The organism is Acidimicrobiales bacterium (assembly GCA_025455885.1).
GTDB lineage: Bacteria > Actinomycetota > Acidimicrobiia > Acidimicrobiales > Acidimicrobilacustridaceae > Rhabdothermincola_A.
Genome location: JALOLR010000015.1, coordinates 43061 through 64224, shown reverse-complemented (window position 1 = coordinate 64224; position 21164 = coordinate 43061). Strand labels below are relative to the sequence as shown.

Genomic DNA, 21164 nt, shown 5'->3' with positions numbered 1-21164 from the left:
GCGGGCGCGTTTCCGTCGGCCGGGTGGGGCCACGGCCGACGGTCGGCCACTCGGGTGGCGGGTCTCAGTGCTCGTCGTAGTGGCCGTCGTGGGCGGCGTGGCGGTGGCCGTCGTGGAGGTAGTCGACGTGGTCGCCGTGCGGCACCGCCTCGTGGCCGCAGTCGGGACCGTGGGTGTGGTCGTGCGCGGCGTGCAGGACGTGCAGTGTCGCCGGGTCGCACTCGTCCCAGTGGCCCTCGTGGTCGTGGTGGGCGTGGCCGTCGTGGAGGTAGTCGACGTGGTCGCCGTGCTGGACGGCGACGTGACCGCAGTCGGGACCGTGGGTGTGGTCGTGGGTGGCATGGGTGGCGTGGTCGGTGGCCGTCATCGGGCTTCCTCTCGGGGTCGTGTCGTGGACGGGGTTGCCGGTGTGCGTGTCGGCCCTTGCTCACCGGCGTGGGCGACGGCGTCGGCCACGATGTGGGCGATGTGGCCGTCCGTCAGTCGGTAGGCGACCTCTCGACCTCGCGGGGTGCCCACGATCACGTGTGCGGTGCGCAGGACCCGGAGATGTTGCGAGACGAGGGGCTGGGTGACACCGATCGCGTCGACGAGCTCGTGGACGCAGCGCTCCCCCGCCGCGAGCTCGGTGACGATGGCGACCCGCAGGGGGTTGGCCAACGCCCGCAGCAGCTCTGCGGTCGTGTCGAAGCGGGCCGTACTTGATGTCACATTGCAATGCTTGCATGGATCCGGGGAGAGGTCAACCCTTCCTTCGCGAAGCACCCTGCCCGGAGCAGCGGGCGCCGGATCGAAGTGGGTGCCGGCGCCGGTGTCAGTCGGCGGTGCGGCAGCGGGCGCACAGGCCGACGAGATCGAGGCGGTGGTGGACGCCCTCGAATCCGACCTCCTCGGCCACGCTCGCCAGGGCGGTCTCGACCGCCCGCTCCACGCGACCCGGCAGGACGAAGTCCTCGACCGCGCCACATCCCGAGCAGAGCAGGTGGTGGTGGTGCTCGGTCAGGTCCTCGGCCAGTTCGTAGCGGGCGAACTCATCGGTGGCCACCACCCGGCGCACGACGCCGGCCTGCTCGAGCACGGCCAGGTTGCGGTACACCGAGCTCTGTGCCAGCCCGTCGTCGTGGGAGAGCACCTCGGCGAGCGCCAACGGGCGATCGGCATCGCCGAGGATGTCGACGATGGCCTGGCGGTTCCTCGTGTAGCGCTGTCCCTCCAGCCGCAGGCGCTGGGCGGTGATCTCGTGGAGGTCGGTGCGCATGACCAGACCCTAGCGACGACATATCCCGGGAATCACTCCCAATCCAACTTGTATCGAGAATCACTCCCGTTCTAGGGTCGTGGCATGCGCCGCCCCACCGCCCTCGTCCCCCTGACGGTCGTCGCCGTGCTCACCCTGGCAGCATGCGGGAGCGACGGCGACACCGACCAGGCCTCCGCACCGACCACCGCCGCCCCGGCTCCGACCACTGCGCCGCCCACCACGGCCGCCGAGGCCCCGTGCCCCGTCGCCCCCATCCCGGTCGTCGTCTCGGTCGACCAGTGGGGCGACATCGTCGAGCAGCTCGGCGGCACCTGCACCGAGGTCACCACCATCATCCAGGGCTCGTCGGCCGACCCGCACGACTACGAGCCGACCGCCGCCGACACGGCCGAGTTCTCCGATGCCAGGCTGGTGGTCGTGAACGGCGCCGACTACGACCACTGGGCCTCGGATGCCGTCGAGGCCCTGTCGCCACAGCCGGCCCTCGTCGACGCCGGCGAGGTCGTCGGCGTCGACGAAGGCGACAACCCCCACATCTGGTACGGCCCCGACTTCGTCACCCAGGTCTCCCAGGCGGTCACCGCCGAGCTCTCCGCCCTCGAGCCGGCGGCGGCGGCGTACTTCGCCGACCGGGCCACCGACTGGGACGCCGCCCTCGAGCCCTACTTCGCGGAGATCGACGCCATCAGGACCGCCGCCACGGGGACCTCGTTCGGGTCGACCGAATCCGTCTTCGACTATATGGCCGACGCCCTGGGCCTCGTGAACGCCACCCCGCAGGGCTACCGGAACGCCGCCGCCAACGAGTCGGATCCCGCTCCGGGCGACGTGGCCGAGTTCCAGCAGGCCCTGCGCGACGGGTCGATGGCGGTGCTGATCTACAACACCCAGACCGAGGGGTCCGTGCCCGAGCAGCTCCGGAGCGTCGCGACCGAGTCCCAGGTCCCCGTCGTCGACGTCACCGAGACGGTGCCCCCGGGCGTCGACTCCTTCGTCGAGTGGCAGGTGACCCAGCTCCAGGCGCTGCGGACGGCGCTTGGCTGACGGGCGCGGCCCCGGCGGCGCCGCATCCCCGGGCACCGCGAGCCCCACCGACCCGATCGTCCTCGACGACGTGGCGGTGGCGCGCGGCGGGAAGATGATCTGGTCGCGCGGCACGATGGCCATCAGGGCGCGATCGATCGTCGCCGCCATCGGTCCCAACGGCTCGGGGAAGACCACGCTCCTCGAGGCCCTCCTCGGCCTCGTCCCGGTGGCGAGAGGGCACATCGAGATCTTCGGCCGTCCCCCCCGACGAGGCGAGGACCGCATCGGCTACGTGCCCCAGAACGACTCGGCCACCATCGGCGAGGCCGTGCGAGCCCGGGACCTCGTCGCTCTGGGCCTGGCCGGTCGGCGCTGGGGTCTCGGCCGGCTCTCCCCGACCGACCGCGCCCGCATCACCGCCACGCTCGACGCCGTCGGCGCCGGCGGGTTCGCCGACCGGCGCATGTCCGAGCTGTCCGGGGGCCAGCGCCAGCGGGTGGCGATCGCCCAGGCGCTCGTCGGCGACCCCGAGATCCTGCTGCTCGACGAGCCGCTCGCCAACCTCGACCTGCGCAACCAGCGCGAGATCGTCGACGTCCTGTCCCGTCTCCGGATCGAGCGCGGGGTGACCATCGTCATCGTCGCCCACGACCTCAACCCGCTGCTGTCGGTCCTCGACGGCGCCATCTACCTCCTCGACGGGCACGCCCACTACGGGGCGGTCGGTGACGTCGTCGACGAGGAGCTGCTCACCCACCTGTACGGCACACAGGTCCGGGTGGTCCGCACCGCCACCGGCGACCTCTTCACCCGCAGCGCGCCGTGACGGTGCTGGCCGAGGTCGCCTTCCAGCCCGACTGGTGGGACGTGCTGCAGTCCGACTTCATGCGCAACGCCCTCATCGGCGGTTGCATCGTCGCCGTCGCCGCCGGGCTCCTCGGCTACTTCGTGATCGTGCGCCAGCACGCCTTCGCCGCCCACGCCCTGGCCCACATCGGCTTCCCCGGCGCCACCGGCGCCGTCCTGATCGGCGTCCCCGTCACCCTCGGCCTGGCCGTCTTCACCATCGGCGGGGCGCTGGCCATCGGCCTGCTCGGCAAGCGCCTGACCGACCGCGAGGTGTCGACCGGCTCGATCCTCGCCTTCGCCACGGGCCTCGGCGTGCTGTTCAACTCCCTCGCCACCAAGAGCGCCAACACCGTCACCAACGTCCTGTTCGGCAACCTCCTCGCCATCTCCGACGACGAGCTGGTGACGTTCGGCCTCATCACCACCGGCATCGTGGTCGTGCTGGCCGTCATCGCCCGGCCCCTGACGTTCGCGTCGGTGAACGAACGGGTCGCCGAGGCCCGCCGGGTGCCCGTGCGGAGCCTGGGCGTGGCCTTCCTGATCCTGCTGGCCCTCGTGATCACCATGGCCGTCCAGGTCGTCGGCACGCTGCTGCTGTTCGCGCTCGTGGTCACCCCGGCCGCCACCGCGCTGCGCTTCACGGCACGCCCGGCCATGGCCGCGGCGCTGGGCACCGGCATCGCCCTGTTCGGGGTCGTCGGGGGCCTGGTGCTGTCCACCATGTTCAACCTGCCACCGAGCTTCTTCGTGGTCTCGCTGGTGTTCGTGATCTGGCTCGTGACGTTGGCCACGGTCGGTCGGCGGCGCCACGACCACGCTGCCGACCGATCCCGGGACGAGGACGTCCCGGGCCTAGCATGACGGCCGTCACACGCGGCCCCTGAGTGCGGGTCGCCCAGCCGAGGGAGCCACCGCCATGGGCCGATCGAACGCCGAGATCCTCGGGAGGGACGAGGTCGACGACCTCGACGCCATCCTGGCGCTCAGCAACACCGACGTCGATGCGGCCATCCACACCGTCACCGACAACGCCGACACCATCTTCACCTGGGACTACGAGCGCAGCCGGGAACCGCTGGCCAGGCTCTACGAGAAGGCCAAGACGTCGCAGTGGAACGCCGAGACCGATCTCGACTGGACGATCGACGTGGACCCCGAACGCCTGGCCCGCGAGAACCCCCTCACCCCCAGCGTGGCCGGCCTCGAGGCCCTCGGCATCGACCTCGGCACCACCGCACTCAGCCGGTGGACCGACGACGACTGGATCCAGTTCGGGATCCACCGCCAGCAGTGGAGCCTCAGCCAGTTCCTCCACGGCGAGCAGGGTGCGCTGGTCTGCACCGCCAAGATCGTCGAGACCGTCCCGTGGATCGACGCCAAGTACTACGCGTCGACCCAGGTGATGGACGAGGCCCGCCACGTCGAGGTCTTCGCGAAGTACCTCGACACGAAGCTCGACGGGCACTACCCGGTCAACCACCACCTGAAGATGCTCCTCGACGACATCATCGCCGACAGCCGGTGGGACATGACCTACCTCGGCATGCAGATCATGGTGGAGGGCCTGGCCCTGGCGTCGTTCGGACTGGCGATGCAGATGACCAGCGACCCGCTGCTCAAGCAGCTGCTCCGCTACGTCATGAGCGACGAGGCCCGCCACGTGGCCTTCGGGGTGCTGTCGCTGAAGGAGTACTACGCGGAGCTGAGCGACGCCGAGCTGCTGGACCGCCAGGAGTTCGCCTTCGAGGCGGCCGTGCGGATGCGGGACCGCTTCCTGCTCCAGGAGGTGTGGGAGCGCCTCGGCGTGCCGGCGGCCGACGCGATCCGGGTGTTCCGCCAGGACGACCCGAAGCTCAAGAACGAGGACCCGTTCCAACAGCTGCTCTTCTCCAAGATCGTGCCGAACTGCAAGAAGCTGGGCCTGCTCGACGCCAACGACGGATGGCTCCGGGCCCGGTTCGACACGCTGGGCGTCACCCAGTTCGAGGACTGGGTCGACACCGGTGAGGAGTACGAGTCCCTCGACGAGGTGGCCAAGGACCGCGCCTCCGCCTGAGCGGCGCGCCCCGTCCGTGAGCGACCTCCCCCCGCCGCCCGACCCGCCCGAACGGGCCCTGGCCACCACGCCGACCCACCACCCGGCCCGCCACGTCGAGCTGTCGGACCTCCCGCCCGCCCTCGCCGACCGCCTGCGATTCGAGTCGGCGGCCCCCCGGCGGTTGCGCAACGACGCCCTTCCTCCGGAGGTGCGCCAGGAGCTCGCGCAGCTCTGGGACGGGATCGTGGCCGACGTCTACGACGAGGTGACCGGCCTGAAGCGCCGCACGGCGTTCAGCCGTGACCGGGTCGACCGGGTCCTGGACCGTGTGGGGAACCGGTTCCTGCAAGCCCAGCGCGTCGTCATCGTCGCCGCCGTGCAGAAGCCGCTGGCCGGTGACGCCGACTGGCGCCACATCGCCGCCGGCGGGGCAGGCGGGGCGGCCGCCGCAGCCGCCCAGGAGGTGGCTGCCTACGGCACGATGGGCGCCGCCACCACCACGGCCATCGTCGCCGCCATCGCCGGCGAGGTGCTCGAGACCTACGTCGCCGCCTCCGCCCGGGTGCAGCAGTACCGCCAGGCCCGCCGGTCCCCCGACACCGGGCTCGTCATCACCGACCTCGCCGAGGCCGCCGGGTACGGCGACGCCATGGGCCGGAGGGCCAGCAACCACGTGGCCCGCGACGCCGCCCGATGGCTGGGCGGCGCGCTCCTGAAGCGGACGGGGCGACGCTTCGCCCGGGCCCTCCTCCCGGTCGTCGGCGTCGCCGTCGGCGGCACCATGTCGGCGCTGTCGGTCCGCAAGGTCACCAGGCTCCCGCTGCGCCCCCCGGCCGAGGACGAGGTCATCCGACTCGCCGGTGACCTCGGCCGGGACGACCGCTCGCTGCCGTGACCGTCGGCCGCCTAAGTTCTCCGCCATGGCCGTCTCCTCCTCCCCCCGGCGTGGTCTGGTCGTGCTCGGCCTCGCCATCGCCCTCCTGCTCGCCGCCTGTGGCACCGACGACGACTCGGGCTCCGGCGCCACCACCACGACCGTCCCGGACGGCGGCACCGTGACCCTCGTCGGAGGGTGGGTCCTCGAGAGCTACGCCGGGCCGTCCGGCGACACCCCGGCGGCGCCCGGTGCCGCGGCGACCATGAAGTTCGTCGACGACGGATCGTTCAGCGCCACCACCGGCTGCAACGTGTTGGGTGGCTCCTACACGACCTCGGGCGACGAGCTGACGATCACGCCCGGGCCGATGACGCTGCGGGCCTGCGCCGACCCCGCCCCCGAGGCCCAGGAGGCCGCGCTGGTCGCCGGCCTCCCCCTCGTGACCGCCTTCGCCGTGACCGGCGAGCAACTCGAGCTGCGCGACGCCGACGGCGCCGCCCTGTTCACCTTCGCCGCGCAGAGCGACGACCTCGCCGGCACCTCGTGGGTGGTCACCGGGGTGAACAACGGGCAGGAGGCCCTCGTCGGCACCCCGGGGACGCCCGAGCTCACCCTTGCCTTCGGCGCCGACGGCACCATCAGCGGCAACGGCGGCTGCAACTCCTTCAGCGGCACCTACACCACCGCCGACGACACCATCACGGTGGCGAACGACCTGGCCACCACCCTCATCGGGTGCGAGCCGGCGGTGAGCGAGCTCGAGGCGCAGTACCTCGCCGCGCTCGTGGCATCGACCACCTTCGAGGTCTCGGGCACCACCCTCACCCTGCGCGACGCCGACGGCGCGATGCAGGTGACGGCCACCGCCGCCTGACTCAGAGCAGCGCCACCACACCGCCGACCAGGAGCACGCCCAACAGCACGGCCCCGAGCGTCGCCGAACGCCGATCGCCCATCCGCACCCAGACGGCGGTCAACCACCCCACCCGCACGACCGGGACGCCGATGAGCACGGTGAGGCAGGCCACGCTGCTCGCGGTACCGAGGCGGCCGGGCACGAACGCCCCGCCCAGGGCGAACACGAAGGCCAGCACCAGGGCAACCCGAAGGACGCGCACCATGGCGCTCACGTCGTTCACCGGCGCACGATCAGCACGACACCCACGACGACCAGGAGGACCGACAGCGCCATGCGCACCGCAGGAGGCGAGAGGACCGACTGCAGCCGCGCGCCGAGCGAGCCCCCGACAAGGGCCGCGCCCGCCACGAGCGCCGCGTCGCTGGCGACGATCCGACCCTGCGAGGCGTAGACGAGCAGCGCCACCGCGGAGGTGATCCCCACCGTGAACGTCGTCGTCGCCGCCGCCACCTTCACCGGCACGTGCATGACCTCGGTGGTCGTCGGGGTCTTGATGAACCCTCCGCTGACCCCGGCCAGACCGGCGATGAGCCCGGCCGCGGCCATCCCGAACAGCCCGACGGGCACCCGTCGGGCCGCGTAGGGCACGAAGCCGTCGCCGAGGGGGTACACCCCCGAGAACGACGCGGGCGTCTCGCCCACCGCCGCCGCGTCGAGCGTCGGGTCGGGACGGTTCCGGATGCCCTTGCGCCGCGCCCCCACGACCGCGGAGGCGATGGCCACGAGTCCGAGCACGACGGCCAGCACCGACTGGCCGACGAGGCCCGACACCAGGGCGCCGACCAGGGCCGCCGACGAGCCGACGATCTCGGTCGCGACCCCGAGGCGGTGGTTGACGATCCGATCGGCGAGCTGGCGCGGCGCGGCCGCCAGCGACGAGGCCGCCACGAGCACCAGTCCCAGCGGCGCCGCCACCCTCGCGTCGACCCCGGAGATCACCAGGATCGGGACGAGCAACACCGCGCCGCCGAGGCCGCCGAGGGATCCCAGCGCCGCCGTCAGGACGGCGACGACGGCCAACGCGACGGGGTTCACGCGACGACGGTAACGGCGCCGGAGCGACCGGGGGGACCTCCGGTCGCCGCCGGGACCCGGCACCCGCCGCGGAGGGACCGGTACCGTGGGACCGGAACGGCACCGGGGGGCGCACATGGGGGACCTGATCGAACGGCTGACGGCGATCGTCGGCCCCGACGCCGTCGTGCACGGCGAGGCCGTCAGCGACGACCTCGCCCACGACGAAGCCCTCACCGCCGTCCCCCACCGACCCGACGTCGTGGCCCGCCCCGCCGACGCCGCCCAGGTGGCCGCCGTCGTGGCGGTGGCCGCCGAGCTCGGCGTGCCGGTCACCGCCCGGGGCTCGGGGACCGGGCTGTCAGGAGCCTGCATCCCCCGCCACGGCGGGATCCTCGTCTCGTTCGAGCGCATGGCCGCCATCCTCGAGATCGACCTCGCCAACCACGTGGCCGTCGTGCAACCCGGCGTGACCCTCGACCAGCTCGACGCCGCCACCGCCGAGCACGGCCTCGTCTACCCGGTCTTCCCCGGCGAGAACAGCGCCAGCCTCGGCGGCAACGTGGCCACCAACGCCGGGGGCATGCGGGCCGTGAAGTACGGCGTCACCCGCCACCAGGTGCTCGGGATCGAAGCCGTGCTCGGCACCGGCGAGGTGATCCGCAGCGGCGGCAAGTTCGTGAAGTCGACGAGCGGCTACGACCTCACCCAGCTCGTCGTCGGCTCCGAGGGCACGCTGGCCATCGTCACCGAGGCCACGCTGCGGCTCTACCCGCGCCCCGAGCACACGGCCACGATCCTCGCCCCCTTCGCCACCATGGAGGCCATCGCCGAGGCCGTGCCCCGCATCGTGGCCAGCGGGGTGGGGCCGATGATCCTCGAGTACATCGACATCGTGGCCATGGCCGGCATCGAGGCCGCCAGCGGGATCGAGATCGGCGTGGCGCCGGAGGTGCGCGCCGAGACGTTGGCGTACCTGGTGGTCGTACTCGAGGACCGCTCCGAGGCCCGCCTCGACGAGGACGCCGAGGAGCTCGCCGTGATGCTCGGCGAGCTGGGCGCCATCGACGTCTACGCGCTCCCGCCCGGTGCCGGAGCGGCGCTCATCGCCGCCCGGGAGAAGGTGTTCTGGGCCGCGAAGGCCAACGGCGCCGACGACATCATCGACATGGTCGTCCCCCGGGCGTCGATCCCCGCCTACCTGGCGACGGTCGCCGAGCTCGCCCAGGCCTCCGCGTCGTTCATCCCGGGATGCGGCCACGCCGGGGACGGCAACGTGCACCTCTCGATCTTCCAACCGGACCCGGAGGTGCGCGACCGGGTGCTCCACGACCTCTTCGCCGCCGGGGTGGCCATGGGCGGGGCCATCTCGGGCGAGCACGGCATCGGCAGCGAGAAGCGGTCCTACCTACGCGACCTCGAGAATCCCGCGAAGCTGGCCCTCATGGCCCGCATCAAGCACGCCTTCGACCCGCACGGCATCCTCAACCCGGGGGCCATCTGGGACGTCGAGGGCCCGACGTGAACGGCGCCCGAGCCCTGCTGCACACCCTCGTCGACAGCGGAGTGGAGGTGTGCTTCACCAACCCGGGCACCTCGGAGATGCACTTCGTCGCAGCCCTCGACGACGTCCCGGCGATGCGGGGCGTGCTCGCCCTGTTCGAGGGGGTCGCCACCGGCGCCGCCGACGGGTACGGCCGGATGGCCGGCCGCCCGGCCGCCACCTTGTTGCACCTCGGACCGGGGCTCGGCAACGGCCTGGCCAACCTCCACAACGCCCGCCGGGCCCGCACCCCGATCGTGAACATCGTGGGTGACCATGCCCTCGAACACCAGCGCTACGACGCCCAGCTGCAATCCGACATCGAGACCGTGGCCCGCAACGTGTCCACCTGGATCCGCTCGTCGGGATCCTCCGACACCGTGGCCGCCGACGCCGCCGACGCCGTGGCCGCCGCCACCGGGCCTCCCGGCCAGGTCGCCACGCTCGTCCTCCCCGCCGACGTGTCGTGGGGCGACGGCGCCGAGCCCGCGCCACCGGCCGCCCCGACCCCCGCGGCGCCGACGGCGGCCGGGGTCGTCGCCACCCTGGCCACGGTCCTCGGCTCGGGCGAGCCCGCCGCGCTGCTGGTGGGCGGGCGGGCCTTCCACGGTCCGGCCCTCGTCGACGCCGCCCGGGTGGCCGCCACGACGGGCGCCCGGCTCCTCGGGGAGACCTTCCCCGCCCGGATGGAACGCGGGGCCGGCCGGCCGGCCGTCGAGCGGCTCGCCTACCTCGCCGAGTTCGCGCGGCTGCAGCTCGACGGCCTGCGCCACCTGGTGCTCGTCGACGCCGCCTCGCCGGTCTCGTTCTTCGCCTACCCGGGCGTCGACGGCGACCTCGTCCCCGAGGGCTGCCTCGTGCACACCCTCGGCGGACCGGAGATCGACATGGGCGCCAGCCTCGCCCTCCTCGCCGACGCAGTCGGCGCCGCCCCCGGCGCCGCGCCGCTCCAACCCCCCCTCCGCCCCGACCTCCCGACCGGGGCCCTCACCGCCGACGCCGTCGCCCAGGCCCTCGGTGCCCTGCTGCCCGAGGGCGCCATCGTCTCCGACGAGTCGAACACCTCGGGGCTGTTCGCACCCGGGCACACCGCCGGCTGCCCACCCCACGACTGGCTCACGCTCACCGGGGGCGCCATCGGCCAGGGCCTCCCGGTCGCCGTGGGCGCAGCCGTCGCCTGCCCCGGGCGACCGGTCGTGGCGCTGCAGGCCGACGGCAGCGCCATGTACACCCTCCAGGCGCTGTGGACCATGGCCCGCGAGGACCTCGACGTGACCGTCGTGCTCTACGACAACCGGTCGTACTCGGTGCTGAACATGGAGCTGGCCCGGGTGGGTGGCGGGGAGGCCGGGCCGGTGGCCCGGTCGCTGTTCGACCTCTCCGACCCCGCGATCGACTTCGTGGCGCTGGCCGAGGCGATGGGCGTGCCGGCCACCAGGGCCGACACGGCCGACGCGTTCGCAGAGCAGCTGGGCGCGGCGCTCGCCCGACGTGGCCCCGCGCTGGTCCAGGCCGTCGTCCCCCAGATCATCTGAGGGCGACGACGGACCGACCGGTCAGGCGGAGGCGCCTTCTTCGGGGATCGGCTCCCACCACTGGCACCACCACTCGCCGCCCACCAGGATCCGGATCTGGGGGTGCCAGCAGTAGTGGAGGGACTCGTCGGGATCGAGGTAGTACAGGCAGTTGTCGCACTTCTCGTCCCCGTGGGGCTCGCCGCGCAGGACGGCCCGGTCGATGAAGCCCTTCAGCTCGAGCCAGTTCGTCTCGTCGATGGGCTTGGGTTCCGGAGGGGGGATGTCGTCGTAGCTCATGGCCCGAACCTAGCCAACCGGAGCCGGCGGGGGACCAACCCGGCCGGCGCCGCGGGCCTCAGGACCAGAAGGCCCGCAGTTCGTCGGCGTCGGCGGCGGCCTGACGGCGGGCCATCGCCACGGCGTCGGGGACGGCGCGGGGGTCCATGAGGGTCAGGACGTCCATGGTCTCCGGCGTGCGCACGAACACCGCGGTGCCCGTCGCCCGCAGCGCGTCGAGCTCGGCGACGATGCTCCCCGGGCCGTGGGTCATCATCGCCTCCTCGACCCCGGCGCCGTCGCTGAGGGCCAGGACGACGGCTCGGCGCGACCCGGCGAGGAGATCGAGGTGGAGCCCCGTGCCGCTCACGCCCCCGTCCATGCAGCGACGGTCGAGGACGGGCTGGGGCGGGAAGAGACCGGGCACGGCGCTGCTCGCCGCGACCGCCCTGGCCGTGCGGACCTTCGCGGCCCTCGTCACGACGCACCGCTCGCCGGTGTAGGCGTCGACGCACGTGAGGTGCAACGCATCGGAGGGCCACCCCCGCGCCGCCAGCACCGCGGTGAGGTTCCGGGTCATGGTGGCCGGGGAGGGGGTCCGCGCCGCGAGCGCGGCGTGGCCGATCCGGCGGATGGTGTCGGGCTCGGCGTCGGTCGCGGTCGCGAACGCCTCGAGGGCGCGCTGCTGGCTCGGTCCGAGCCCGTCAGCCGGCGCCAGCGCCCCCATGAGCTTCGGGAGCTTGGCCAACACGGTCAGCTCCTTGCGGAGCCGGCCGATGTTGCCGGCCTCGAGGACCGAGGCGACGAGCGAACCCGCCGACGTGCCCACCACCCGTTCGGCGCCGCCGAGGTCGATGCCCCGTTCGGACAGCTCGTGGAGGTAGGTGATCTGCCATGCCACGAAGTACAGGCCGCCGCCTCCGAGGCACAGGGTCGAACCGAGGCGCCGCCCGTAGGCGGCCTCGAAGTCACGGGGCAGGGCCAGCCCGTCGGGCTCTGGCGGTGTGGCGGCCCCCTGGGCGGCCAGGCCGGCGATGTCGGTCACGGCGAGAAGGTACCCGCCGCGACCCGCAGATCAGCCTCGGCGGGAGCCGCGTGCACCGTGCCCGCCGCCCCGACCCGACGACGACGACCCCGGTCCACCGCTGCGGGAGCGACCGCCGCGTCCCGAGCCCTCCGGCCGGCCCGCTCCACCGGAGCGACGTCGACGCGACGACGGCGACCCGGCGGCCTCGCCGGTGGCGGTGACCTTGGTGGTACGACGTCGCGAGTTCGGTGCGCCACCCCGCCCCGCGCCGTCGGGGGCGGGCCGGTCGAGAGCGTCGGCGATCTCGGCCGCGGAGCGGCGGGACCGGGCACCGGGGGCCAGCTCGGCGAGCAGCGGGTGACCGGGGTGGGCCGTCGTGGTGGTGGGGTCGATGCCGGCCTTGCGGGCGAGCTGGCGGACGTCGCCGTGCTGGCTCTCCGTGGCGAGCGTCACCACGGTGCCGTCCGCGCCGGCGCGGGCCGTGCGCCCCGACCGGTGCAGGTACGCCTTGTGCTCGACCGGCGGGTCGGCGTGGATGACGAGCGTGACGTCGTCGACGTGGATCCCCCGGGCGGCGATGTCGGTGGCCACGAGGGCGGTGGCGCGGCCGTCGGCGAACGCGGCCAGGTTGCGGGTGCGGGCGTTCTGGGCGAGGTTCCCGTGCATCTCGACGGCCGGCACCCCGTGGGCGTTGAGCTGGCGGGTGAGCTGCTTGGCGCGGTGCTTGGTGCGGGTGAAGACCATCGTCCGCCCGGGGGCCGAGGTGAGGTCGACGAGGACGGGCAGGCGGTCGGCGGTGCTCACGTGCAGCACGTGGTGGACCATCGTGGCCACCGGGGACTCCACGGCATCGACCGAGTGGGTGACGGGGTCGGTGAGGTACCGACGCACGATCACGTCGATGCCGTTGTCGAGCGTCGCCGAGAAGAGCATCCGCTGGCCCACCTGGGGGGTGCGGTCGAGGAGGCGCTTCACCACGGGGAGGAACCCGAGGTCGGCCATGTGATCGGCCTCGTCGAGCACGGTGATCTCGATGCGGTCGAGCGACGCGTGGCCCTGGCCGATGAGATCCTCGAGGCGGCCGGGGCAGGCGACGACGATGTCGACACCGGCACGCAGGCTGCTCACCTGGGGGCCCTGGCCGACACCGCCGAAGACGGTGAGGGTGCGCAGTCCGAGAGGACGGGCGAGGGGTCGGATCGTCTCCTCGATCTGGCTGACGAGCTCACGGGTGGGGGCGAGGATCAGCGCCCGGGGCCGACCGGGCTTGCGGTCCCGGCGGTCGGCGGCGAGCCGGGTGAGGACCGGGAGTGCGAAGGCGAGCGTCTTGCCCGAACCGGTGCGGCCGCGACCGAGGACGTCGCGGCCGGCGAGCGAGTCGGGCAGCGTGGCGGTCTGGATGGGGAACGGGAGGGTGATTCCGAGCCGCGACAGGGCGACGCAGAGCTCGTCGGGCACACCGAGGTCGGCGAAGGTGGCTTCGCCGCCGTGGGGGGATCTGACCGGCGCCGGGGACGCGGTGGGGGACGAGGACACGTGGGGGCGACGGGGCGCCATGGCTGACTTCCTTCGGGTGAGGTCCGCGTGGCGGACCAGACCTCGCCACCTCGACGGTGGGGCCTCTCAGCGCAGCGGCGCCGCTCCCTGATCGGAACGACCATGACACGCTACCGGTCGATCGACGCGCCCGCGCGCCATGCCGGCGATCAGACCGAGCGACCGACGAGGTACCCGGAGCGCACCGCACCCTCGATGTAGCCCACCGTCGCGGCGTCGCCGACCACCTCCACGTCGAATCCGGAGGCCCGCAGCGCATCGGCGAGGTCGGTGTCGGCCTCGACGCCGCTGGCCAGGATCACCTGGTCGGCCGGCGCCACCTCGTCGCGTCCGCCCTCCCGGTAGACGACCTCGCCGCTGCGGATCTCCGACAGCTCGGCACCGGTCACGAAGCGGACGCCGTGGGCCCTCGCCTCGTGGAGCGCCCGGGCCCGGCGGGGATGGGCCATCTCCAGACCGAGCTTCTCGCCCTCCTCGAGCACCGTGACACGGCGGCCTCGCTCGGCGAGGAACTCGGCCAGCTCCACCCCGACGAGGCCACCCCCGACGACCACCACGTCGCGGCCGAGGGGCATCCAGCGCCGCGACAGCCGCCGCACCGTCGCCATGTCGCGGGTGAGCCCGAGACGGCGGCCGGCGCCGACGACGATCCGCTGGTACCAGGCGAGGCGGCGGGTGACGCGGGGATCGTCACCGGTGAGCAGGGCCCGCAGGTCGTCGCCGGACAGCACGTGGGGCAGGAACGCCCCGGGCACGTCGGGTCGCGATCGGCGGGCGCCGGTGGCCACGACGACGACGTCGGGGGCGAGCCCGCGCAGCACCGTCTCGTCGACCGGCGTGTCGAGGCGGACCTCGACGCCCGCGTCGGCGACGGCCGCGGTGAGGTAGCGCACCAGCTCGGCGTTTATCGGGGTGGTGAGCGAGGAGAAGCGGGCGGTGCCGCCCAGGTGGCCGCTCTTCTCGAGGAGCGTGACCCGGTGGCCACGCGTGGCCGCCACGCGGGCGGCCTCCATGCCGCCGGGGCCGCCCCCGACCACGACGACGTGGCGTCGGGTCGGTGCCGCCTCGAGGGGGCCCTCGTCGTAGTGGCCCAGCTCGGCGTTGACGGCGCACACCGGCGTGCCGTCCCAGAAGTTCTGGGCGACGCACACGAAGCAGTTGATGCAGGTGCGCACCAGGTCGGGACGGCCCTCGCGGAGGCGCAGCGGGATCTCCGGGTCGGCGAGGAGCTGGCGGCCCATCGACACGAAGTCGCAGACGCCGTCGGCGACGAGCTCCTCGGCGGCGTCGGGGAGGATCCGCCCGACGGCGATCACCGGGACGCCGACGGAGTGCTTGACCTGTCGGGCGAGCTCGACGTACTGGTTCGGTTGCCAGGGCAACGGCCCGTCGGTGAACCCCGTCCCCATGGCGTTGGGCGAGCTGGCGCTCACGTGCACGGCGTCGGCTCCGGCGATCTCGGCCAAGCGGGCGTAGCGGGCCGCGAGGTCGGGGGTGATGCCGCCGGCCGCGTACTCACGACCGTCGAGGCGCACGACGAGGGCGAACGCGCCGCATCGGCGACGTACGGCGGTGACGACCTCGGTGAGGAGGCGGGCCCGGTTCTCGACCGATCCGCCGTAGTCGTCGTCCCGGCGGTTGAACCGCGGCGAGAGGAACGTCGAGAGCAGGTAGCCGTGGGCGGCGTGGATCTCCACGCCGTCGAGGCCGGCGGCCTGGACCCGGGCGGCCGCGTCGGCGAAGGCGTCGACCACCCAGGCGAGGTCGTCGGTGGTGGCGGCGCGGTGCGTGGGGCGCTTCCCACCCGTCTGGACGGCCATCTTCATCAGCTCGTCCATCGAGATGGCGCTGATGTCGAGCTCGTCCTCGGGCAGGGGGACCGACGGCACGAGCTGAGGTCGATCGTCCTGGGCGTCGACTCCCGCGGTCTTGCCGTGGTGGCACATCTGCACGATCAGCTTCGTGTCGTGGCGGTGGACGGCCTCACCCAGCCGGGTGAGGCCGGGGACGAAGCGGTCGTCGGAGAGGGCCGGTTGGTGGCGGGAGGTGGCGCCCACCGGCCAGGCCACGGCCGAGGTCTCGAGGATCAACAGGCCGACCCCGCCACGGGCGCGGGCCTCGTAGTGGGCGATCGTGAGGTCGGTGATCTCACCGTCGTCACAGGTGTTCTGGTCCATCGCCGGCATGACGATGCGGTTGGGAAGGTTCAACGAGCCGATGCGGCCGGGCGAGAGCAGGGCGGTGTGATCCATTCCTCCCGACGTTACGCCGGGGTAGAAAGGCGGTGATGACCGACCGCGCCGATGCCGATGCCTACGGCGACATGTCGGCGCACCAGCTCGTCGAGGAGCACCACCAAGAGGAGCTCCGCCAGCGCTACTACGGGCTGCTCCAGGAGCTCCGCGTCCTCCTGCCGGGCGTGCAGGTCCTGGTCGGGTTCCTGCTCACCGTGCCGTTCGCGCTCGGCTTCGAGGAGCTCGACACCACCGGTCGGCGCCTCTACGGGGTGGCGCTGGGGTCCGGGCTCATGGCGGTGATCAGCTTCGTGTCCCCGACGGTCTTCCACCGCGTCGGCGGGCGTACGTTGCGCGCCGAGCGGCTGGTGATGGGGATCCGCAGCACCCGGGCCGGACTGGCGTTCCTCGCCCTGGCGCTGCTGTCGGGCTCGTTGCTCGTCACCCGGTTCGTGTTCGACACGGCCGTCGCGGTCGTCTTCGTCGGTGCGATCGCCCTGGCGATGGCGGTGTTCTGGGTGGTGATCCCGCTGCGGGCGTCCCGGCACCGACACCTGCCGCCCGCCTCGACCCGACCCGACCGCGACGATCAGGGGTAGAGCTCGACGAGGCGATCGACGGTGGCGTTGATCCGACCGAGGTAGAGGAGCGGGAACGCCGCCCCGAAGAGGAACTGCATGCTCATCCGGTCGACGGCCTCGGTGCGCACCTCGGCGGCGATCGCCGGGAGCGACGCCTCGAGGTCGGGCCCGGGACGCAGGTCGGGGCCCACCCCGCGATCGGTGCAGGCGGCGTCGAGGGCACGCAGGTACGCGCCGAGGTGCCGATCGACGGTGGTCCGCTCGACGGTCGGTTCGAGCGCGAAGGTCAGCATCTCGACGACGTCACGCCAGGGGGTGTCGCGTGAGGCCAGCTCCCAGTCGAACACGACCGCTCGACCGTCGGTGCGGAACCCCACGTTGCGGACGTTGAAGTCGTCGTGGACGAGCGTGGTCGCCACGACGTCACGGGCCGGGTGCCAGGCGCCGATGGTCTCGACGAGCGCCCGACGGCGCCGCCACCGCCGGTCGTCGACGATGTCGGGGAAGCGCCGCCGGGCGTCGTCGAGGATCGCCCCCCAGAGCGCGGCGTCCGCCTCGCGATCGTCGGTGCGTCGGCGCGGCCCGGCCCAGATCAGGTGCTCGGCGGTCGGGAAGTGGGCAGCATGGACCTCGGCCACGGCGGCGAGGGCCACGTCGACCCGGTCGGGGGTCCATCCGTCGAGCCGGCCGGCCACGTCGCACGCCGCCAGCGGGCTGACCAGGTCCAGGACCACCACGCCCTCTCCCGACCCGCCCACCGCGGTGGCCACCAGGCCGGGCCCGTGGGTGACGACCGGCCCCCCGAGGCGCTGCGCCTCGAGCTCGCGGCGGGCGGTGCCGGTCGTCTCGGTGGCGGCCCGCCAGGCCCCGTAGGGGCGGGGGAGCGGGATCCCGTACCGCTCCACGATCCAGGGGATCAGGCCCTCGGCGAGCCCTCGGGGCGGCGAGACCTTGACCACCACCTCACGGACGGCTGCGTCGCGGCCGCTCGCCGTGCGCCACGCGAGGGTGGCGGGCACGACGCCGTTCCAGCCCCCGCCGGCGCCGTACTTGGCCTCCAGCCAGGGCTCGTCAGCCTCGACGGCCGGCGCACGGTGCGGGGCGAGGACGGTGACCTCGACCGGCTCGCCCTCCCGCTCGGCGAGCCCGGCCTCCAGGCAACGGCGCACCTCGGCATCGTCCATGGCCGGTCACGGTAGCCACGGCGACGCGCGGTGCCGGGGCGGCGTCCCGGGGCCGGCGACGGGGTCGTCGGTAACGTACGGCCGTGCCCGAGACCGGCGATCCGCCCACGGCGATGCGATGGTGCCCGCCCGCGGCGATGCGGTGGTGGGAGACGCCGGAGCTCACGGCATGGGGCCGGCTCCCTCTCCACGCCGTCCCCCACCCCGAGCGGCTCACGCTCGACGGCGAGTGGGACTTCCAGCTGGTCACGTCCCCGGACGCCGACCCCGGGCCGGACTGGCGCCCGATCGAGGTACCGGGCTGCTGGACGATGCAGGACGTCGGCGACCGACCGCAGTACACGAACATCGCCATGCCCTTCGACGGCGTGCCCCCGCTCGTGCCGGCCGAGAACCCCACGGGCCTCTACCGCCGCACCGTGGACGTGCCCGCCGGGTGGGAGGGCCGTCGGATCGTCCTGCACGTCGGCGCCGCCGAGAGCGCCCTGCTGGTGAGCATCGACGGAACGGTCGTCGGTCTGTCGAAGGACTCGCACCTGGCCGCCGAGTTCGACGTGACCGACCACGTCACACCCGGTCGGCGAGCCACGATCGAGCTCCGGGTGGCCAAGTGGTCCGACGCCAACTACGTGGAGGACCAGGACCAGTGGTGGCACGGCGGCATCACCCGATCGGTCTTCCTGTACGCCACCGAAACCGTGTACCTCGCCGAGGTGGGTCTCACGCCGTCACTGGAGGCTGACCTCGTCACCGGCGCCCTCGCCGTCGACGTCCTCGTCGCCGACCGGCGGGGACCGCTGGGGGACGGGTGGGTCGTGGAGGTCGAGGTCGGCGGCCTCGACGAGCCCGTTCGCACCCCTGTGCCCGGATGGCTCCCGAGGGGGCCGCTGCGCTTCACCGACGACGAGCAGGCGGTCGTGATGGCGTGGATCGGCGAGGCCATGGGCGCCGGCCGCTCCTTCGAGGCCGCCGTGGAAGCGGTCGACGCGCCCCCGGCGACGCGCCTCCTGCTGGCCCGCATCGCCCGTGCCCCGGCCGGTCGGGTGCAGCTGCACCTCGAGATGTCGGACGTGGAGCCGTGGTCGGCGGAGCTGCCCCGCCTGAGCGACGTGATCGTCCGCCTCCTCGACCCCTCGGGGCACGAGCACGAGCGGGCGAGCTACCGGGTCGGCTACCGACGGGTCGAGATCGACGGGAACCGCCTCCTGGTCAACGGCCGGCCCATCCTGATCCACGGGGTGAACCGCCACGACTTCCACCCCCGCACCGGCCGGGTGGTGACCGCCGACGACATCCGCGCCGACCTGGTGGCCATGAAGCGCTTCGGGTTCGACGCCCTCCGTACTTCTCACTACCCGAACGACCCCGTGCTGCTCGACCTGTGCGACGAGCTCGGCCTGTACGTGGTGGCCGAGGCGAACCTCGAGGCCCACGCCGAACCGCAGCTGGCCGCCGAGCCCCGGTACCTGGCGGCGTGGGTCGACCGGGTGTCCCGCATGGTGCGCCGCGACCGCCATCACCCGTCGGTGATCATCTGGTCGATCGGCAACGAAGCCGGCTACGGACCCAACCACGACGCCGCCGCGGCGTGGGTGCGCCACGCCGATCGCACCCGACCGGTGCAGTACGAGGGTGTGCTGGCCCACGGGTGGAACGCCGGCGCCGCGGCGTCGGATCTCACCGTGCCCATGTACGCCTCGATCGAGCAGCTGGTGAGCCACGCCACGAGCGGCGAGCAGACCCGGCCGGTGATCCTGTGCGAGTACTCCCACGCCATGGGCAACGGCAACGGCTGCCTGGCCGAGTACTGGGAGGCCTTCGAGACCACCGACGGCCTGCAGGGAGGGTTCATCTGGGAGTGGTGGGACCACGGTCTCGTGCAGACGCTCCCCGACGGCACCGAGCGCTGGGCCTACGGCGGCGACTTCGGCGACGAGCCCAACGACGGCAACTTCTGCGTCGACGGCCTCGTCCTCCCCGACCGCACCCCCAAACCCGCCCTCTACGAGCACCAGGCCCTCGCCGCCCCGCTGACCTTCGAGTGGGCGGACGTGGACGAGCGAGGCGGGTTCTTCTGGTCTCTGGGCACTCCGATGCCCATCACTCGCGTGCTGAAGGCACGCAACAACCTGTGGTTCCGAGACACCTCTTGGCTGCGGGTCACCTGGGAGGAGCGTCACGGCGAGACGGTCCTCGGGGCAGGCGAAGCAGAGCTGAACGACCTCGGACCCCGAGAATCAGCGACCTTCGACGTTGCCCTGCACCGACCCGCCGAGTCGAGCGTGGTCCTCACGGTGAGCACGGCCATCGACACCCCGTGGGCCCCCGCCGGCACGGTGCTCGCCACCAGCTGCCCCTCCTTCCCCACCGTGGCCGTGCCCCGCTCGGGGGACCTCGCCGATCGCTCCGATGTCGTGGGTCTCCTGACCCGACCGACCACGACCACCGACGAACTCAGGGGTCGACCAGATCCGACCCTGCGGATCGAACCCGAGGTGGGACTCACCGGTCCGATGCTCGCGACGGGACCATCGCTGTCCCTGTGGAGGGCACCGACCGACAACGACCCCGAGCCCGCGCGGGCCTGGCGGCGGTGGGGGCTGGATCGCCTCGAACGCGGACTCGTGACCGTCGCCGACGGCGACAGCGGATCGACGGTCGTGACCGCCGAGTGGATCACCGGGGACGGAACGGTCGTGCCCCACACGCAAGTGGTCACGACGCTGGCCGACGGCACCGTCGTGGTCGAGGAGGAGGTGACCATCCCCGACGGCTTCCACGACCTGCCCCGGGTGGGCACCACGTTCGACCTGGTCCCGGGCCTCGACACCGTCACCTGGTTCGGCCGGGGGCCGCACGAGACGTACCCCGACCGGCGGCGGGCGGGCTGGATCGGACGCCATTCGCTCCCGGTCGACGAGATGGCCTTCCCCTACATCACGCCCCAGGAGACCGGCGGGCGGGCCGACGTGCGCTGGTTCACCGTCACCGACGCCGCCGGCCACGGCGTGCGCATCGATCTCGACCGCCCCCGGCAGGTCTCGGTCACCCGCCATCGGGCCGCCGATCTGGCCGCCGCCACTCACCAGGAGGAGCTGGTCCACCGGCCCGAGGCCATCGTGCACCTCGACGCCGCCCACCGGGGACTGGGCACGGCCAGCTGCGGGCCGGACACCCTGCCCCAGTACCTCGTGCGCCCCGGTGTCCACCGCTGGGCCTGGTCCATCCGGACGATCTGACTCCGGCACCGGCCCGCTCGGT

General features: G+C 73.1%; 20 protein-coding genes. 10 read left to right on the top strand and 10 right to left on the bottom strand.

All coding sequences use genetic code 11. From position 1 onward, the window contains the following. Positions 1 to 64: 64 nt before the first annotated feature. From MUE36_12795 to MUE36_12785, 3 genes are all read right to left on the bottom strand, one after another. Positions 65 to 367, bottom strand: coding sequence for a hypothetical protein (locus tag MUE36_12795; protein MCU0311806.1), 303 nt, complete (start codon positions 365 to 367; stop codon positions 65 to 67). After that, positions 364 to 711 (bottom strand): metalloregulator ArsR/SmtB family transcription factor, encoded by a 348-nt coding sequence (locus MUE36_12790; GenBank protein MCU0311805.1) that lies wholly within the window; start codon positions 709 to 711, stop codon positions 364 to 366. The genes MUE36_12795 and MUE36_12790 overlap by 4 nt, the downstream gene beginning before the upstream one ends. A gap of 103 nt (positions 712 to 814) precedes the next feature. Beyond that, entirely contained in the window at positions 815 to 1258 is a 444-nt protein-coding gene (locus tag MUE36_12785; protein MCU0311804.1) for a transcriptional repressor, read from the bottom strand. An 84-nt stretch (positions 1259 to 1342) separates the two neighbouring features. Between MUE36_12785 and MUE36_12780 the strand changes: the two genes are divergently transcribed. Genes MUE36_12780 through MUE36_12755 form a run of 6 tightly spaced genes read left to right on the top strand, consistent with a single transcriptional unit; the run spans position 1343 to position 6925 of the window. Beyond that, positions 1343 to 2305, top strand: a complete 963-nt coding sequence (locus MUE36_12780) for a zinc ABC transporter substrate-binding protein (GenBank protein ID MCU0311803.1) — start codon at positions 1343 to 1345, stop codon at positions 2303 to 2305. After that, entirely contained in the window at positions 2298 to 3113 is an 816-nt protein-coding gene (locus tag MUE36_12775) for an ABC transporter ATP-binding protein (GenBank protein ID MCU0311802.1), read from the top strand. The genes MUE36_12780 and MUE36_12775 overlap by 8 nt, the downstream gene beginning before the upstream one ends. Then, positions 3110 to 3997, top strand: coding sequence for a metal ABC transporter permease (locus MUE36_12770; GenBank protein ID MCU0311801.1), 888 nt, complete (start codon positions 3110 to 3112; stop codon positions 3995 to 3997). Before MUE36_12775 ends, MUE36_12770 begins: the two co-directional genes overlap by 4 nt. Positions 3998 to 4052: 55 nt before the next feature. Further along, the gene (locus tag MUE36_12765; protein ID MCU0311800.1) at positions 4053 to 5192 is read left to right on the top strand and encodes a ferritin-like domain-containing protein; all 1140 of its coding nucleotides are present in this window, start codon (positions 4053 to 4055) and stop codon (positions 5190 to 5192) included. A 16-nt stretch (positions 5193 to 5208) separates the two neighbouring features. Beyond that, positions 5209 to 6069, top strand: a complete 861-nt coding sequence (locus tag MUE36_12760; protein ID MCU0311799.1) for a hypothetical protein — start codon at positions 5209 to 5211, stop codon at positions 6067 to 6069. A 25-nt stretch (positions 6070 to 6094) separates the two neighbouring features. Then, positions 6095 to 6925 carry an META domain-containing protein gene (locus MUE36_12755; protein MCU0311798.1) on the top strand — a complete coding sequence of 277 codons (831 nt, stop codon included), beginning with the start codon at positions 6095 to 6097 and terminating at the stop codon, positions 6923 to 6925. 1 nt (position 6926) lies between these two features. Here MUE36_12755 and MUE36_12750 read toward each other — a convergent pair whose 3' ends face one another. Both MUE36_12750 and MUE36_12745 read right to left on the bottom strand, forming a co-directional pair. After that, on the bottom strand, positions 6927 to 7190 hold the full coding sequence (locus MUE36_12750; GenBank protein MCU0311797.1) for a hypothetical protein: 264 nt from the start codon (positions 7188 to 7190) through the stop codon (positions 6927 to 6929). Beyond that, the gene (locus MUE36_12745; GenBank protein MCU0311796.1) at positions 7187 to 8005 is read right to left on the bottom strand and encodes a sulfite exporter TauE/SafE family protein; all 819 of its coding nucleotides are present in this window, start codon (positions 8003 to 8005) and stop codon (positions 7187 to 7189) included. Before MUE36_12745 ends, MUE36_12750 begins: the two co-directional genes overlap by 4 nt. Before the next feature lie 115 nt (positions 8006 to 8120). Here MUE36_12745 and MUE36_12740 point away from each other — a divergent pair, with 115 nt between their 5' ends. Then, positions 8121 to 9509, top strand: coding sequence for an FAD-binding oxidoreductase (locus tag MUE36_12740; protein MCU0311795.1), 1389 nt, complete (start codon positions 8121 to 8123; stop codon positions 9507 to 9509). Beyond that, entirely contained in the window at positions 9506 to 11062 is a 1557-nt protein-coding gene (locus tag MUE36_12735) for an acetolactate synthase large subunit (GenBank protein MCU0311794.1), read from the top strand. Before MUE36_12740 ends, MUE36_12735 begins: the two co-directional genes overlap by 4 nt. A gap of 21 nt (positions 11063 to 11083) precedes the next feature. Here the strand turns inward: MUE36_12735 and MUE36_12730 are convergent, their stop codons facing one another. From MUE36_12730 to MUE36_12715, 4 genes are all read right to left on the bottom strand, one after another. Further along, positions 11084 to 11341: a hypothetical protein gene (locus tag MUE36_12730; GenBank protein MCU0311793.1), complete on the bottom strand. Its 258-nt coding sequence runs from the start codon at positions 11339 to 11341 to the stop codon at positions 11084 to 11086. A gap of 58 nt (positions 11342 to 11399) precedes the next feature. Then, a complete protein-coding gene (locus tag MUE36_12725; GenBank protein MCU0311792.1) occupies positions 11400 to 12365 on the bottom strand; it encodes a patatin-like phospholipase family protein in 966 nt (321 codons plus the stop codon). 30 nt (positions 12366 to 12395) lie between these two features. Then, positions 12396 to 13904 (bottom strand): DEAD/DEAH box helicase, encoded by a 1509-nt coding sequence (locus tag MUE36_12720; protein ID MCU0311791.1) that lies wholly within the window; start codon positions 13902 to 13904, stop codon positions 12396 to 12398. 149 nt (positions 13905 to 14053) lie between these two features. Then, on the bottom strand, positions 14054 to 16156 hold the full coding sequence (locus MUE36_12715; protein ID MCU0311790.1) for an FAD-dependent oxidoreductase: 2103 nt from the start codon (positions 16154 to 16156) through the stop codon (positions 14054 to 14056). A 35-nt stretch (positions 16157 to 16191) separates the two neighbouring features. Between MUE36_12715 and MUE36_12710 the strand changes: the two genes are divergently transcribed. After that, the gene (locus MUE36_12710; GenBank protein ID MCU0311789.1) at positions 16192 to 16737 is read left to right on the top strand and encodes a DUF6328 family protein; all 546 of its coding nucleotides are present in this window, start codon (positions 16192 to 16194) and stop codon (positions 16735 to 16737) included. On the opposite strand, the gene MUE36_12705 is transcribed toward MUE36_12710, so the two are convergent. Then, positions 16728 to 17903 (bottom strand): hypothetical protein, encoded by a 1176-nt coding sequence (locus MUE36_12705; GenBank protein ID MCU0311788.1) that lies wholly within the window; start codon positions 17901 to 17903, stop codon positions 16728 to 16730. The genes MUE36_12710 and MUE36_12705 overlap by 10 nt on opposite strands. Positions 17904 to 17986: 83 nt before the next feature. Here MUE36_12705 and MUE36_12700 point away from each other — a divergent pair, with 83 nt between their 5' ends. Next, complete coding sequence (locus tag MUE36_12700) at positions 17987 to 21142, top strand: DUF4981 domain-containing protein (protein MCU0311787.1); 3156 nt, start codon at positions 17987 to 17989, stop codon at positions 21140 to 21142. Positions 21143 to 21164 lie beyond the last annotated feature (22 nt).